Origin of the sequence: Pseudanabaena yagii GIHE-NHR1 (assembly GCF_012863495.1) — a bacterium.
GTDB lineage: Bacteria > Cyanobacteriota > Cyanobacteriia > Pseudanabaenales > Pseudanabaenaceae > Pseudanabaena > Pseudanabaena yagii.
Genome location: NZ_JAAVJL010000001.1, coordinates 1688709 through 1703001 on the forward strand (window position 1 = coordinate 1688709; position 14293 = coordinate 1703001).

7 protein-coding genes are annotated in these 14293 nt (G+C 42.4%); 6 read left to right on the forward strand and 1 reads right to left on the reverse strand.

The window, feature by feature from the left end; genetic code table 11:
• The first annotated feature begins 44 nt into the window (after window positions 1–44).
• Both HC246_RS07835 and HC246_RS07840 read left to right on the forward strand, forming a co-directional pair.
• Window positions 45–5159, forward strand: a complete 5115-nt coding sequence (locus HC246_RS07835; RefSeq protein ID WP_169362895.1) for a WD40 domain-containing protein — start codon at window positions 45–47, stop codon at window positions 5157–5159.
• 60 nt (window positions 5160–5219) lie between these two features.
• Window positions 5220–6029 (forward strand): prohibitin family protein, encoded by an 810-nt coding sequence (locus HC246_RS07840; RefSeq protein ID WP_169362896.1) that lies wholly within the window; start codon window positions 5220–5222, stop codon window positions 6027–6029.
• 187 nt (window positions 6030–6216) lie between these two features.
• Here HC246_RS07840 and HC246_RS26320 read toward each other — a convergent pair whose 3' ends face one another.
• Window positions 6217–8157, reverse strand: a complete 1941-nt coding sequence (locus HC246_RS26320) for a sensor histidine kinase (protein ID WP_169362897.1) — start codon at window positions 8155–8157, stop codon at window positions 6217–6219.
• A gap of 561 nt (window positions 8158–8718) precedes the next feature.
• On the opposite strand from HC246_RS26320, the gene HC246_RS07850 reads away from it, so the two are divergent.
• From HC246_RS07850 to HC246_RS07865, 4 genes are all read left to right on the forward strand, one after another.
• Window positions 8719–11064, forward strand: coding sequence for a transglutaminase TgpA family protein (locus HC246_RS07850; protein ID WP_169362898.1), 2346 nt, complete (start codon window positions 8719–8721; stop codon window positions 11062–11064).
• Window positions 11065–11284: 220 nt separating this feature from the next.
• On the forward strand, window positions 11285–11770 hold the full coding sequence (locus HC246_RS07855; RefSeq protein ID WP_169362899.1) for an allophycocyanin subunit alpha-B: 486 nt from the start codon (window positions 11285–11287) through the stop codon (window positions 11768–11770).
• Between the two features lie 177 nt (window positions 11771–11947).
• On the forward strand, window positions 11948–12823 hold the full coding sequence (locus HC246_RS07860; protein WP_169364525.1) for an RnfABCDGE type electron transport complex subunit D: 876 nt from the start codon (window positions 11948–11950) through the stop codon (window positions 12821–12823).
• 78 nt (window positions 12824–12901) lie between these two features.
• Window positions 12902–14287 carry a DUF2330 domain-containing protein gene (locus HC246_RS07865; RefSeq protein WP_169362900.1) on the forward strand — a complete coding sequence of 462 codons (1386 nt, stop codon included), beginning with the start codon at window positions 12902–12904 and terminating at the stop codon, window positions 14285–14287.
• Window positions 14288–14293: the final 6 nt, after the last annotated feature.

The window sequence follows — 14293 nt, forward strand, 5'->3', positions numbered from 1 at the left end:
CCCACCATGCAGCGACACAGTACTGAATATAAATGTAGTAATATGTGTCGTGTATAGTTACCATCGCCACAGCGATTAAGCGAAATCAAGTGATTCAGACCGATCAATCGATCAGGAATCTGGAAGACTTATATTCCCTCAATGAGCGATCGCTAGATACTTTAACTAGAGCGATCAATTTATTTAAGGGATCTTTTTCGCTGATTATCGTTAATTGTAACTACCGTGGTCTACGCCAAAAGATTCTGACTGCCTTTGTTTCCAAAACGGGCTTGCTATGTCGTGAAGTCTGGTGGCGCGAGTCCCATGAGACCCTCTATGGCAAACTACAAAATATTTTGCGTGATGGGGAAATCGAAAATATTCCTGCCCTGATGTGTTTAGGGTTGGAGCAGGTTAGGGTCAATGATTCTCAAGATTTACTCGACTTATTTGTTGAGGCAAATCTATTTCGCGATCGCCTAAAGAAACATCTCAACTGTCCCTTAGTGCTATGGCTAGACGATCAGCATCTACAGCAATTTTTAGTTACGGCTCCTGAATTAGCGAATTTAGCTGCACCACCGATTAAATTTGAGCCATCACCCGTCGAGTTAACGCGTGAAGTGCATCAGCAAGTCGAACGACTTTTTGAGATTACCAAAGATCCTCAGATTCCCCTGTTTTGGCAAGATACCCAAATTGATATAGACCGCGAAGCTTTTTCCTATAGCGAGTTGGAAATTGCGAGACGAGAATTGCGACTGATTATGCAAAATCAGCCAGAGCAAGATGTGCAAAAACAGATATGTCCAGAAATGGAAGCAAAATTAGATTTTGTTTTGGGACGCTTATTGTGGCGATCTCCTGAAGCAGTTGCTAACGAGGTATATGAAGAATCTCAAGGTGAGGTGCATAGCGTATCGCAAATCTATTATCAATGCAGTCTTGTCTATTGGCGAAAACACAACAAACTGGTTGAGAGTGGCATCGTTCTATTTTATATAGGTAATTTATGGTGGCATAATTCCTTTGTCCACGGACGACAAGCCCATGAATCTTGGCTCAAAGCGAAACAATTCTTTCAAGATTCGATCAATGCCTTTAAAAATGCGGATCGCCCTGATTTAATTGCTAAATATAGCCGTGCATATAGTGGTGTACTAGAGCAACTAAAGCAATGGCAAGAATTGGAAACATGGATTCAATCATTGCTGGGATTACATCAACAGATGCCCCTCGAACTAGCGCAAGATTATGCTTATTTAGCCAAAATCGCCATCTCTCGTGGAGATTGGCTAAAAGTTAAGGAATATGCCCAATCTGCGATCGCGACTTTAGAGCAAGCCCCTAATTTTGCCGATGAGCAACTTACATACAATTGGCAACGCTTACGTCAGATTCAATTAGGTCAATCGCAACTGCTATTAACCCAGAGTCATTTCCAATTAAGGGAGTTGGATATGGCTGCGGCATTAATTGAGGCAACGATCGCCAGTTTTAATCTGAGCGACGAGCCGAAATTATATATCCGCTTTCTCGATACTTTTCATGACATTGCCTTTGCCCAAGGAAGGTATCTTCAAGCCTTTCAGTCACGGCAAAAACAGCGATCGCTAGAGCAACAATATGGTCTACGAGCCTTCGTCGGTGCAGGTGTGCTCCAACCCAAACAAATTTCTCCCAATTCTAATATTACTGCCATTGATGCCAGTAAATTAGATATTAATGCTAGTGAAATCGTTGCCTCAGGACGAGATCAAGATGTTGAGCGCTTAGTTGAGCGTATTCTCTCCGTTGAACATCAACTAACGGTCATTCATGGAGAGTCAGGCGTGGGTAAAAGCTCTCTGGTAAGGGCGGGATTGGTTCCTGCTCTATTACAGCGATCGCTGACAGGGCAAGAACTAGTTCCCATCCAGATTAGAACCTATACTAACTGGGTGAATGCAATTTCATTTGCCCTATACGTTGAGCAGTCCATCAATAATGACTTCCGTGTATCTATATCGCGCAGTAAATTTAGTGATCGACGCAAAAAAGGTGATCGCGATCCTGCTAATTTACTAAATAGACTAAAACAGTTAGCAGCTAGTAGCACTCAAATCGTTCTCATTCTCGATCAATTTGAAGAGTTGTTTTTTACCTATACCCAGCCACAGGAAAGACAAAGGTTCATCGCCTTTTTGCAAGATTGCCTCAAAATTCCATTATTGAAATTAGTACTTTCCATTCGTGAAGATTATCTCTATCTATTGCTAGAAATGGAATCTGCCTATGGAGATGTAGATATTTTGAGCCGTGAGTTTCGCTATGCCCTAGGAAATCTCTCTACCTCTGATGCAAAATCCCTCATCAAAAACCTGACGGAACAAGCTAATTTTCCCCTTGAGTCTGCCTTAATCGATGAGTTAGTTAGGGACTTAGCAGGCGATCGCGGCACGGTCAGACCGATTGAATTGCAATTAGTTGGCTCACAGTTACAGGATCGCAATATTACGAATCTCACTAGCTATCGCCTCGCTGGTGGTAAACAACGCCTTGTGGAGCAATCCGTCGAAGAAGTAATTCAAGCCTGTGGGAAGTCTGCTTTCATCGCGCAACAGGTCTTAGTTTTGTTGACCGATGAACAGGGAACCCGCCCATTACGCACCTATAACGAATTACGAACAGGCACTTTAGCCTATTCTAGTAATACTGAAGATTTAGACCTAGTTCTAGAAATTCTAATTGGCTCAGGTTTAGTTTCCCAAGACAGCAATAGTTATCAACTTGTCCATGACTATCTCGTTCCCTTTATTCGTGCTAATCAGGAATCAGGTTTACAAGCAGAGTTATTAAAAGTCCGATCTTCAGCACAGCGTAGTCAAAATAATTTTAATCGTCTGACTAAATTTGCATTGATTGGTACGGTGTTTGGATTATTTATTATGGCGGGACTAGCATTTCAAGCTAATCGTCAGCGTCAACTTGCCGAATTTGGGGAAATTGAAGCCTTGGTATCTTCGGCAAAATCTAGCTTTCTGCTCAATAATCAATTAGAAGCCTTAACGACGGTTGTGAAGGCGGCAAAGAAACTAAATACTACAAGTACAGGGAAAGAAAAGACAAGAATCACGCAGTTAAATCTAGAAGCTCTCCAAATGATTGTCTATAGTATGCGTGAGCGCTATCGGTTTAATCCTCAAAACATGGATGCGCCCTTTTATGTTGCGAAATTTAGTCATAATGGCAATGTTATGGCTTTTGGTAGCTATGATGGCAGTGTTTATCTCTTTCAAAATAATGGTAAGCCGATCTCGCGGCTAATTGGTCTGAATACCATTGAAATTCGTGGCTTAAGCTTTAGTCCAGACGATCGCCAAATTGCTTCGGTAGGACAGGGAAAGAGTGTCAGGATTTGGGATGTAGAGACTGGCAAATTAGTGAGCAAATTCTATGCTCATCAGGACGATATTTTTAAAGTCCATTTCCATCGTAATGGCAAGCTATTGCTGACAGCTAGTAAAGATGGTACGGCAAAGCTGTGGGATCGCGATCGCGGTATCGAATTGATCACTATGCGTCCGCAGGATCTGGGGAATAATGCTAATTCCAAAAAACGTCCTTCCGTTGCAATTCAAGATGCGAGCTTTAGCAATGATGGCAACTTGATTGTTATTGCCCAAAATAGAACGATTTCACTCTGGGACTTACAGGGAAATTTATTAGCTAGTGCGATCGCCCATGATAAAAAAATCCATAGTGTCAATTTTCATCCCGATGGCAAGCAGTTAATATCATCGGGTGGCGATGAAACTGTAAAACTATGGCAAATTGTGGAAAAGCCCATCGCCAAGCCTGTTGAGGAAAACATTACCGAAGAGAGTAATGATGGAGCTACCGAAACGAGTAGCATCACTAAAGAACCATCTGCTCAAAAGTCTATGAGCTATCAATTGCAAATGGTGCGAACTTTTAAAACTAATTCCACGGATATTTTGAGTGTCAAGTTTAGCCCTGATGGTGAACGAATCGCCCTTGGCGCTCAAGACAACTCGATTCAAATCTTCAATATCGAGGGGGCGATCGAAATGAAACTTGGTGGTCATAACAATGCCATTTTTGATGTCAATTTTAGTCCCAATGGTCGTTACCTCCTTTCAGCTAGTAAAGATCGCACGGTACGGCTCTGGGATCTCAAAGCAACCTTGCTCGATACCATTTATGGACATACCGATAATGTTTGGTCAGTAAACTTTAGTCCCAATGGCACAATGTTTGCATCAGGTAGTGTTGATAAAAGCGTTCGCCTCTGGGATGCCGATGGTAGTTTCCTCCAAGAATTCAAAGGACATGAAGATACGGTTTACGGAGTTAGCTTTAGTGCCGATGGGAAGAAATTGGTTTCAGCGAGTAATGACAAAACTGTGAGGATTTGGGATATTGACACAGGTAAGTCAGTAAATGTCCTCAATATTCATGGTTCAGGATTGGTCTATGCTACCTTTAGCCCTGACCAAAAACTCCTCGCGACCCTTGGGATAGATAGCAAAATTAAAATTTGGCAATGGGACAACACCAACAATCCCAAATTATTACAAGTACTCGATGGTCATCAGAAGGAAGTTTGGGCGATCGCCTTTAGCCCCGATAGCCAATCCCTAGCTTCAACGAGTAACGATCAAACGGTCAGAATTTGGAATGTGAAAACTGGACAAAATACTCACACGATGGAAGCGCATCTCAATGGTGGGCTAGCTGTTGCCTATAGTCCTGATGGTGAAATAATTGCTTCGGCGGGCAAAGATGGCAAATTGAAATTATGGAATGCCCATACAGGTGTTTTAGAAAAGGTGATTACGGTTAATGCTGATTCTTGGATCTTTGGTATTAACTTTAGTCCTAACGGTAGAGCGATCGCTACTGCTAATGCCGATAAAACCATTAAAATCATTGACCTATCGACGGGAGAGATTCTCAAAAATTTGGTGGGACATACTGCGGAGGTGAATGCGGTGAGCTTTAGTCCCAATGGTGAATATCTAGTATCAGCCAGTCGTGACAGTACACTCAAATTATGGAATGCGGAGACCTTGAGTTTTAATGAACTCGTCCAGAGAGGTTGTAGCCTATTAGAGAACTATCTCACTTACACACCAACATTGCCCCCAGAACAAAAACAGCTTTGTCAACAATAGAATATATAAAGGGGTAGCGCTTTGCGCTGCCTCTTTATATATTTCTTTTAGGAAAAAGTAATGCAAGACCAAGAAACAAGCTGGCAATCTTTAATCCTAGTTGTCATATTAGGAATTCTCGCGCTTATCAGTTTTAACTCCTTCGTGATTATTAACCCTGGTGAGGCAGGAGTATTGAGTATCTTGGGCAAAGCAAAGGATGGTGTGTTGTTAGAAGGTGTGCATTTCAAGCCGCCTGTAATTTCACAGGTCGATGTCTATGACTTGACCGTCCAGAAATTTGAAGTACCTGCCCAAAGTTCTACCAAGGATTTGCAACAGCTTACAGCTAGTTTTGCGATTAACTTTCGTCTTGATCCCATCGAAGTTGTCACAATTCGACGTACTCAAGGCACTTTGCAAAATATTGTCTCCAAAATCATCGCCCCACAGACCCAAGAATCTTTTAAAGTCGCTGCCGCTAGACGCACAGTAGAAGAGGCAATTACCAAGCGTGATGAACTGAAGTTAGATTTTGATGAAGCTCTCAGCCAGAGATTGAGCAAATACGGCATCATCGTATTAGATACTAGTGTTGTTGATTTGAACTTCTCCACGGAGTTCTCTAAGGCAGTAGAAGAAAAACAAATTGCCGAACAACGCGCTCAAAGGGCTGTATACATTGCCAGAGAAGCTGAACAAGAAGCAGAGGCAACAATTAACCGCGCTAAGGGTCAGGCAGAAGCTCAACGCTTATTACGGGAAACCTTGACTTCTGAGCTGTTGCAAAAACAGGCGATCGAGAAATGGGATGGCAAGTTTCCCCAAGTTTTAGGAGGAAATGGTGCAGTTCCCTTTCTAAATCTCGATATTACAAAATCACAAAAGTAATAACATCAAAGAAGAGACAGGTGGCGCAAGCGCCACCTGTCTCTCCTTTGAGTTATTAAATGCTATAAGAACGTCAGTTCTGGTTAAGCTGGCAAATTTTAAAAGTCCAAGAGTAAAAGCTTTTACTCTTGGACTTTTAGAGAGGGTTTGCTACGCAAACCCTCTCTAAAAGCCAGTTTCAAATTATTTAGTTGCTAATTGTGGAATATGGAAGCTCAATTGTAAAGCAGCTACCAACTCCTACTGTACTCGTTAGTCCGATCTTGCCATTGTGTAGCTCCACAATCCGTTTAGCTAAAGCTAGTCCTAAACCAGTTCCTTCATATTGACGATTTAAATTACTATCGATCTGGATAAAGGGTTGAAATAGCTTCTTCATGTTTTCTGGGGAAATGCCAATACCTGTATCTGCGATCGCAAAGAGAATACAACTGTTGGCTTCTTGATGCGAAACTTCTAAGGTGACTTTGCCGCCTTCTGGAGTGAATTTAACTGCATTATTCAGTAAGTTAATTAAGACCTGAAGGATGCGTCGTTCATCTACTAATAAATCAGGAATATTTTCCTCCACATTGCAATTAATTTGAATTTGTTTTTGGAGCGCCTGCTGATTCACAAATGTTAAACTGTTTTCACAAAGGTGCTGAATGGAAGTTAACTTGCAATCTAGCTGAATCTGTTCAGACTCTATTTTGGCTAGATCTAGAATGTCATTGATTAAATTGAGTAAATGGTTACTGCTACTCTCAATAGTTTGTAATGCCTTTAGTTGTGGCTCATTTAATGCACCAAAGATCTCCTCCTGCAATCCTTCATTCAATCCCCAAATAGCATTTAGGGGAGTCCGTAGCTCATGACTCATATTGGCTAAAAAACTATCTTTCAGGCGATGTGACTCAATCAAGTGATTATTAGTTAATTGTAGTTGTGTCAAAAGGTTATTTTGGCGTTTGACCATACTAAAAAAAGCATTTGACAAATGACTAATTTCATCGGTAGAGGGAATTGGATTTTCTTCTTCGGATAGAGCTATATCACAAACATCTAAGATTGGTTTTAAGCGCTGATTGAGAGAACGCACAAATAGAAAAATAGTAATAGCTAGGATGATACCGACCGAGAGAGTGGCACTAATTGAGATGAATAGCGCAGGTTTGATAATATCGTTATAGGAAACTGATTTGAGCATTATCCATTGACTGCTGGGCACTTTTTGATAAACCCAATATCTACTAGTTAAATCCGATCGCAAATATCCTTGAGTCTTGCCTTGACTTAATTCATGCTGAATATCCTGCCAAACTGGCTTAAAATTGTTAACTGAAGTAATATTCTCTAACTTCAAAGCTTTATTAGGATCGAGACTGTAGCTTAAGAAGGTTCCATCTTCAGTCACCAAGGCAGTATATTCATCGTCATCGTTGTTAGTTAAGCCAATGGACTTATTGCTACTGAGATCTCTGATATTAATGTCCCCATTCATCACGGCAATTAATTTACCATCGCGATCGCGAATGGGACCTGCAAAGGTCATTAAGGGAACAGGATAAACTTCATTAATGTAAGGTTTCGACCAAAAATAATTATTAGCCTTTACAGCATCTTGGTAGTATTGCAATTCAGGATACTTATCCACTTGCCAAAGCTCAACCAGACTATATTTAGGATCATTTGCTAACGGGGTTCCACGATTTGGTTGAGTTTCCTCGATATAAGAGCCAAACCACTGACGGTCTACTAAACCTTGTGGAAGTTGCATAATGCCAAAGCCTGTAATTAGCTTAGGACGGACAGACATCAATGATAAGACTAATTGGTCATAGGCTTTGGGCGATCGCTCTCCACTATTGTGTAGGAAGGTCGTTGTTGCGACTAAGCTCTTTAAAAAACTTTCACTGGTACGAATTTCTGCATCCAATTCTCGGATCGTAACATCTGTTTCGATGGTGAGATGGAGGAGTTTATCTTTCTCAAAGTTGCTATACAATAAAACCCCTAAGCTACCTAGGGCAAGGCAAAAAGGTGTCATCACTAATAAAAAGAAGCGAGTGCCAATAGAAGAAATGCCAAAACGCTCAAAAGCAAATAAGCGATCGCTTTTATTTGCAGGCTCTTGTAATTTCTGCATAGGATTCAGACTCATGAGATAGTGATGTTTTAGCAATTAACCTACTTTCGCCTAGCCAATATAGCGTTTTCCCGTTTAGTGAAATACGGGTTCATTTCCCTACCGAAGGCGAAGAAGCAAACCTCTTTACTTCGGCTTGAAAATCCGCTTATCCCCCATGATTTACTGGCAATAAACTTAAAAAAGGCGTAACAAGTTAATAACCAATTGTGGCAGATAATTACCGAGTGTCATAACTTTAGTTGCAGTATGAATAATACTAAATCCTGCTTAGCCTTTACAGTTTATTTATTTTTTTATAATTAACTTTTGTCATAACAAAACAGTGGCGCACGCTGCGCGTGCGCCACTGTTTTGTGGAAGCGCACCCCGAAGGGGTGCGCTTCCACAAAACCCAAAATCTACAAATAATTTAGGACTGCTATATCTAGAACAAAAGCCATTCTCTTCTTGAGCTTGGAAAGTGCTGTATGAGATAGTCGCAAAACGAAACCAATAAGATCGAGTTAGAGTAGAAAGACGTGCATTGTGCGCCATCTCCTCTCAATTTTTTACAGAGCTATGGATACGATTCGGCAAACCCAAGTAGATCCCCCATCAAAGCCTCGATCAAAGACTGGTGCATTCGATAAATTGCGACAAGCCTCAGAATTTACAGTCAAAGGGGTTGAAGACTCGATTCCTTTGCGGGTGATGGTGCAAATTTTTGTATTTATCAGCATTGGGGCGATCGATGCGGTGGCAAGTACAAATAACAGTACTTGGGCTATTCCCCTCAGCGCGATCGCCGCAGTCTGGGCATGGTATGCCCGACGTAAACGCAATATTCTTGTGAAATTATTCATTGCGATCGCCATGATTGCCATGTTGGTGATCTTTCTCAACGACATTGTGCGAATGGCTGAAGATACAAAACTCTTGTTAGCGAGATTATTGATTCAGCTACAGGTTTTGCATAGTTTTGACCTACCACGTCGCAAAGACTTGGGCTATTCGATTGTGATTGGTTTAATCCTGATGGCAGTTGCTGCCACCTTGAGCCAAACGATGATCTTTTCCCTGTGGTTAATCGGCTTTTTGATCGTCGGACTACCGATTTTATTGCTTGATCACCGATCGCGTTTAGGCGTAAAGACTCAGAGTTTCCAGCCCGAAAAGATGGGAGTCTCCCCAAAACCTCTATTGGGATTACTAGCGATCGTTTTAGTCTTGGGCTTAACGATATTTGCCTTTTTGCCACGTTTACCGGGGTTTCAACTACGCAACTTTCCTGTCAGTGTCAATCTTTCGATTCAGCGCGAGATTCCTCGTGGGGGGATTTTAAACAGACAGCAACAAAATCAACAGAGACAATTTGGGACTAATGGCACGGGAACTGGTGGTACTGGCAATACTGGCGATAATAATGATCAAGATACTTTGCCACCGTTATTTGCCCCTGAGATTGATACGGCTTCATCGGGGGCGAGCCAACTCAATAAGAAGCGCCAACCTGAATTAGTGATGCGGGTGCGATCGCAAGCAGAGCTATTTTGGCGGGTGATGGCATACGACGAATTTACAGGCAAAGGATGGCGCATTTCTCGGAACAATCCACAGCAACTACGCACAATCAAACGTAATCCACTTAACTACGAATTTCTCTTACCAATACCGACCTATGCTTTTATCGGTTCTAATAAAGCCATAAAGCCGATCGCCTTCCAAGAGGTTGTCCAAACCTACACGATTACTTCCAAAAATTTTCCAAACCTTGTCCCTGCGGCAGCAGTGCCCAATCGCATCTTTTTCCCTAGTGAGGAGTTGGATGTAGATCTTGAAGGGATGATTCGTGGGCCAGGACCATTGCCCGAAGATATGACCTATACGGTGATCTCGAATGTGCCTGAACGCGATCCGCAACTATTGCGACAGATGCCTAACGAATATCCACGCGCAATTCGTAATTATTATTTAAAACTTCCTCCGAATGTGTCACCACAGGTGCGGGATAAGGCGTTGAGTCTAATTGCAAATGCTCAAGATGCTCAGGGTAAGCCGATCGCTGTGGATAATCCCTACGATCTAGCGGTACAGATCACACAGGGGCTAAAACAAAACTTTGTGGTGAAACCGCTCAAATTTGATGAAACCAAAGGCGATTTGGTATCACAATTTGTAGAGCAGGGTGGTGGAGAGGAGAGTCATTTTGTGTCCACACTAGCGGTTATGTTGCGATCGCTCGGTATTCCTACCCGATATGTGGTTGGCTTTGCCTCAGGGAAATTCAACCCATTTACAGGACTATATGAGGTGCAAAATACAGATACGCAATCAGTGGTTGAAGTATTTTTCCCTGTTTATGGTTGGGTTGCCTTTGATCCAGTCCCCGGTCGTCCTCTATTTCCTCCATCCATTGAAAACAATCGCACCTTCGGCGTAATCCAAACTTTTTGGAGTTGGATCGCAAAGCTTTTGCCTAGTCCAGTGACGAATTTCTTCGCCAGTCTATTTGATAGCATTGGCAAGTTTATCGGTGGTGTGATTAGCTGGCTCATCGAGATGGGTTGGGTGGGACTTGCCTTTGGGCTAGCGATCGCCTTTGGGTTTGGCATTGGGGGCTGGGCATTGTGGCAATTGCTCCTCTGGTGGTGGCGCGTACGACATTTAGGGAAAATGCCAATCCCCCAACGTGCCTATCAACAAATGTTGCAATGGCTCGCCGAGCAAGGTAAACCTAAATCACCTCAACAAACGCCCCAAGAATATGAGGCAAGCCTGCGCGATCGCGTATCAGAGCAACAGGCATCGGCGATCGCTCAAATTACTCAGATTTATCAAGACTGGCGCTATGGCGATCGTCATAGTGATTACAGTTTAGATACGGAGCTACAAATGCTACTGAAGCAACTAAAATCTAAGCTTTAAAATTGTAACTATTCTTATACAGTCTATTTAGAGTCTGCTAGCGCTAAGTATTTTTTGAAAAGCTTATAAAATAAGCTTTTCAAAAAAATCTTTCCCTTTTATCACCACGCCAAGCGCTGTAAAGTTACGTGAAGATTTGTGATTTTATTACAAAGTCTTAGCGCATCCACCGCTTTTGGTAGACTAGATGGCGAATATATTAAATTTCCTATTTTAAATCATGAGTGTAGTTATTCAAGTTTTAGAAAGAGCCGACGAAGAACTTCGTTATCCCACCATTGCTGAGCTACAGAGTGTGAAGAACTTTCTCGCTACTGGTGCTCAAAGAGTGAGGATTGCCGCAGTCTTGGCAGAAAGCGAAGACAAAATCGTAAAGAAAGCAACCACAGAACTATTTAGAATTCACCCTGACTACATCTCTCCTGGTGGTAATGCCTATGGTCAAAAGCAACGTAACCAATGCCTGAGAGACTTCACTTGGTACATCCGCCTCGTTACTTACGGGGTATTGGCAGGTGACAAGGAGCCAATTGAACAAATCGGGATCATTGGCGCTCGTGAAATGTATAACTCTCTCGGTGTGCCTTTAGTTGGTATGGCTGATGCAGTACGTGCGCTTAAGAATGCGTCTCTTGCATTACTGAGCAAGGAAGATGCTGACACCGCTGAGCCTTATTTCGACTATATCGTTCAGGCTTTATCCTAGAAATAAGAAAGGGGTGCAATGCACCCCTTTCTTATTTGGACATCATTGAGAGATAAGATTGCGAGTGATCGTTACAAAAATTGCAACAGTCAATATTCCTAAGATTTGAGTGGCTATACTGATGCAAACTTTATTGTTGATCAGAAAGCTATGCAGTCATTGAAGTTGCCTTTCGCGATGCCGCGATCGCTTTCCAGATTTTTCGCAGTTAGCACCAGTCTTTTCAAAGATGCTCGCGATTATCAAATTCTTTTTCTATCTGTATTTTTGATTTTAGGTGTGAGTACTCGTGATTGGTCACTGAAGCCAATAGCGATCGCGCTGACCTTTGTGACCTGTTGGCTTACGCAAATAGCTATGGTCAGCATATTTCCACCAGAAGCATCCAAACAGGAGCGCTGGTTATCGCTTAAGAGTGCCACGATTACAGCTTTAGGATTAAGTTTGTTACTACGCTCCGATAGCTATGGCGCGATCGCCTGTGCGTCATTTTTGGCGATCGCTAGCAAATTTATTTTTCGTACCAATGGCAAGCATTGGTTTAATCCCGCAAATTTTGGGATCGTGGTTGTTTTGTTGCTAGATAGTTTTGTTTGGGACAATCACGCATGGGTTTCTAACGGGCAATGGGGCGAAGATAGTTTATACGCTTTGATATTTCTCGGTTTAGGTGGCATCGTTCTCAAAAAAGTTGGGCGTTGGGATACGAGCTTCATGTTTTTAGTTGCCTATTCCCTATTAGAAGGATTACGCAATCTCTGGCTGGGCTGGACTTGGGATGTGCTAGCCCATCGTTTGACTAGTGGCTCTTTGTTGCTGTTTGCGCTGTTTATGATCACCGATCCGCGTTCCATTCCCAATGCCAAGATCGCCAGATTAATTTGGGCAGTAGCGATCGCGGTTTTAGCTTTCATTTTCCGCAATGTGTTCTTTAATGCTGACGCGATGTTTTATGCGTTATTTCTGATCTCACCTCTTACGGTTTTATGCGATCGCCTATGGAATGCGCCGAGATTTCAATGGTTGCCAAGACGCTTTAGCATCCAGACCTAAATGAACAGTCAAGGGGCTTAAGCCTCTTGTTAGTAGATTTTAGAAACCCATTTAGTCTTTCTAGCAATTATCAATATTATGAAACGCTTTTTGAATTGGATGCGAGTACTTATCAGTACCGCCCTTGCCTGTTTGGTTGTCTTTGCCTATTCCCCTGCGGTATTTGCATTTTGCGGATTTTATGTATCCCAATCTGATGCCAGTCTTTTTAACAAGGCTTCGCAGGTGGTGATCGCCCGTGATGGCAAGCGCACAGTTTTGACGATGGCGAATGACTATCAAGGCGATGTTAAGGACTTTGCGCTCGTTGTGCCAGTGCCAGTATTACTGAAAGAGAAGCAAGTTCGCATTGGTGAACAGAAAATCATCGATCGCCTTGATTCCTTTAGCGCCCCTCGCCTAGTGGAATATTTTGACTCCGATCCCTGTGCGAGATATGAAGCCTATGACCGAATGAGAGTGGGAGGAGCAACAAGAGCGTCTGCGCCAATGATGGAAGCAAAAGCTAGCCGTAATAATTATCAAGTTACGATTGAAGCGAAGTTTTCTGTTGGTGAATATGACATTCTCATTCTCAGTGCCAAGGAATCCGATGGTTTAGAAGCTTGGTTAATTGACAATGATTATAAAATTCCCAAAGGTGCTAAGGAATTACTTCAGCCCTATATTCGCCAAAACATGAAGTTCTTTGTGGCAAAGGTGAATATTGCCGAATTGAACAAAACAGGTTCGCAAGTCCTCCGTCCTCTGATGATGGCTTACGAATCACCTAAGTTCATGTTACCTATTCGCTTAGGGATGCTGAATGCTAATGGTGATCAAGATTTGCTGGTTTATATTCTCTCCCCTAAGGGACAAGCCGAGGTCGCCAACTATCGCACGATTAAAGTCCCATCAGGTGATGATATTCCTGTCTATGTGAAGAATGAATTTGGCGAATTCTATAAGTCCATGTTCAAGACTTCCTATAACAAAGAAGGACGCAAAGTCGCATTCTTAGAATATGCGTGGGATATGTCAAGCTGTGACCCCTGTTCGGCTGAACCTCTATCGCAGGAAGAACTTCGCAAAGCAGGCGTATTTTGGCTGGATTCCCCAAATTCTAATCAGCCCTCAAGTCGGCGAATTCGTCCAATCTTTCCTCCTAATGATGGTCGAGTTTTCATTACGCGCTTACATATTCGCTATAACCGCGATAAATTTCCTGAAGATTTGAGCTTTAAGGAAACATCTAATCAAGAATCTTTCCAAGGTCGCTATGTGTTACGCCATCCATTTAAAGGTGAGACAAACTGTGATGCTGGTCGAGAATATCAAAAATCATTACGTCCACGCTTTGAAAAAGAAGCCCAAACTCTAGCTAGCTTAACAGGTTGGAATATTGCCGATATTCGCCGCAAGATGAATCTCTCTAGCTTACCTGAGCCAATAGAGGTTCCTTTCTGGGAAAATATTTGGAAATAACTACTG

Excerpts from the sequence above, each read along its gene's own strand:
- HC246_RS07850 (WP_169362898.1), top strand. The coding sequence starts at position 8,719 with ATGGATACGATTCGGCAAACCCAAGTAGATCCCCCATCAAAGCCTCGA.
- HC246_RS07840 (WP_169362896.1), top strand. The coding sequence starts at position 5,220 with ATGCAAGACCAAGAAACAAGCTGGCAATCTTTAATCCTAGTTGTCATA.
- HC246_RS07865 (WP_169362900.1), top strand. The coding sequence starts at position 12,902 with ATGAAACGCTTTTTGAATTGGATGCGAGTACTTATCAGTACCGCCCTT.
- HC246_RS26320 (WP_169362897.1), bottom strand. The coding sequence starts at position 8,157 with ATGCAGAAATTACAAGAGCCTGCAAATAAAAGCGATCGCTTATTTGCT.
- HC246_RS07860 (WP_169364525.1), top strand. The coding sequence starts at position 11,948 with ATGCCGCGATCGCTTTCCAGATTTTTCGCAGTTAGCACCAGTCTTTTC.
- HC246_RS07855 (WP_169362899.1), top strand. The coding sequence starts at position 11,285 with ATGAGTGTAGTTATTCAAGTTTTAGAAAGAGCCGACGAAGAACTTCGT.